A 2,053-nucleotide genomic window follows, 5' to 3' on the forward strand; every position below is an offset into this window, starting at 1 on the left:
TTCATCGTCCCTTCCGGCCCGACCTCGGGCCACAGGACTCCAAAACCGTCTGGACTCAACCACCGGGAACACGCCAGCATGATGGGGCGATCACGCATTGGCGGGAGTATTGGGACACCAGCCATGTCGCCCAGCAGATCGGCATAGACCCAGCGCATATGTTCGAACCGCTCACTGGCTAGGCGACCGAAACTGCGGAAGCGCTTGTCGGCCTGGGCCGCTCGGCAATCAGCCGGCAGGGAAGGCGTTGACGCCCATCACGAGCGCCGCGGTGCCGCCGTAAAGATAGGCGAGTTCGACCGCCTCGGTGATTTCGGCCTCCGAGGCGCCAGCCGCCCGTGCGTTGTCGGCGAGCGAGCGAACACCGTCGGGGTGTGCGGCAATGGTGTCGGTGACCATGCCCATCAGCAACTTATACTTCGCGGGGATGGCTCCATCGCTGAGGATCCGCTGGCGTAACGCCTGGTAGGTGCCGCCGAATTGTGGGTCGCGCTGCATCACGGCCGCTAGCCAGGGGGGATTGTTCGAATCTGGGTGTGGAGCAGGAGCGACGCAGCCACTGGCCGGCACTGGGGCCGCGTCAGCGTCGCCGCATTCGTCGGCATGGCTTCCAGGTACGGTCGCGGCGGTCAGGCTGCCAACCATAAGCAGGGAAAGCGCCGACAGGACGATGCACGTCCTACGGAGCAGAAGGCGCGGGGGAGAGGTAGTCGTCATGGAGGAACGGTACGCTCGCACTATGGCGCAGGCAACCCGGTCCTACCGAAATCCCTTGTGCCGCTTGCTATACCATGACCGCCAGGTCGCGATGGCACTGCTGGGATTAGGCGCTGAGAATTTTGATCGCGAAGACCAGCGAGTCGCCGGGCCGGATGCCCGCGCTCGGCTGGCCTTGCGGGTACCCGTCGGCGGGGACCATCGCGACGGCGAGTCGCGGGCGGCGATCTCGGCCTCGACCAGCGTGCGCAGGATCTCTTCGGGAGTCCAGCGTTGGGTCTTAGCCACCTGCAAGACCTCCGCGGCGTTGCGGCGCACGGTGGCCAATTTCAACCGGCGCAACGCGACGTCGAGATCGGCGGCCAGCGGCGCCACCGATGACGGTGCGGCTGTCTTCGCGGCGCCAGTGCCGGTAGCGGTCATGAGGCGGTCCCGTCGGTGGTGGTGCCAACGATCTTGTAGGCCTCCAGGGATCGGGTCTCGGCGGTGGGGAGATCCAGGACCAGGGCGTCGCCGGCGGGGCGGGGGGCGGGGTTCCGGTGCCGGCGTCCAGGATGGAGCGCACGTCGGCGGCACGGAACCGACGAAATGCCACTGCCCGGCGCAGGGCGTCGACCAACGCCTGTTCACCGTGGGCAGCCCCGAGTCCGAGCAGGATGTCGATCTCGCCGTTCAACCGGGTGTTGCCGATCGCGGCAGCGCCGACGAGGAATTGCTCGGCTTCGGCGCCCAGAGCGCAGAACTGTTTCTCGGCCTGGGTTTTCGGCCTCGGTCCACGTGAGGGTGCCCGACGGGGTCCGTCGTAGTGCTCGTCGAGGATCGAGACTTCACCGGGGCCGACCAATTCGTGCTCGGCCACGATCACTTCGGTCGCCGGTTCCAGCAGGATCAGAGCGCCGTGATCAACGACGACCGCGACCGAGGTGCCCACCAGGCGTGTGGGCACCGAATAGCGCGCTGAGCCGTACCGGATACAGGACAGGGCATCGACTTTGCGGCGCACCGACCCGGCCCCGACCTGCAGCCGCAGCGACGGCAGGGCTTTCAACACGCGGCGTTCCTCACTCAGGCGTTGGTCGGGCACTGCGCAGATCTCTGAATGCACCGCGGCGTTGACCTCAGCACACCACGACGCGGCCTGCCCATTGAGCGCCCGCAGGTCCAGTGCTTGGCCAGCCACGGCGGCTTCGGTCAACAAGGGGATCGCGAGGTCGTTCTGGGCATAGCCGCACAGGTTCTCCACGATGCCCTTCGATTGCGGTTATCCGGCTAATCTGGGCGGGTTTTGGTGTTTGAAGTGTTCCCGCGGCTCAGCGTTGTGGCTTGTGGAGGCGGC

Annotated in this window: 1 protein-coding gene and 3 pseudogenes; all 4 read right to left on the reverse strand. The window is 66.6% G+C overall.

Features of this window, described 5'->3' with window-relative positions; translation table 11 throughout:
• Positions 1-228: 228 nt before the first annotated feature.
• A complete protein-coding gene (locus AWC25_RS26775) occupies positions 229-498 on the reverse strand; it encodes a carboxymuconolactone decarboxylase family protein (RefSeq protein WP_044506109.1) in 270 nt (89 codons plus the stop codon).
• A gap of 325 nt (positions 499-823) precedes the next feature.
• Positions 824-931: pseudogene (locus AWC25_RS27265) on the reverse strand (FKBP-type peptidyl-prolyl cis-trans isomerase); the annotation flags it as partial.
• A pseudogene (locus AWC25_RS03855) lies at positions 928-1,140 on the reverse strand (ATP-binding protein); the annotation flags it as partial. The pseudogenes AWC25_RS03855 and AWC25_RS27265, both read right to left, overlap by 4 nt.
• A pseudogene (locus AWC25_RS03860) lies at positions 1,137-1,978 on the reverse strand (Mu transposase domain-containing protein); the annotation flags it as partial. The pseudogenes AWC25_RS03860 and AWC25_RS03855, both read right to left, overlap by 4 nt.
• Positions 1,979-2,053 lie beyond the last annotated feature (75 nt).

It is taken from the genome of Mycobacterium sherrisii, from assembly GCF_002102355.1.
GTDB classification, from domain to species: Bacteria; Actinomycetota; Actinomycetes; order Mycobacteriales; family Mycobacteriaceae; genus Mycobacterium; species Mycobacterium sherrisii.

Coding starts and splice junctions, on each gene's coding strand:
- AWC25_RS26775 (WP_044506109.1), bottom strand. CDS start 498: ATGCAGCGCGACCCACAATTCGGCGGCACCTACCAGGCGTTACGCCAG.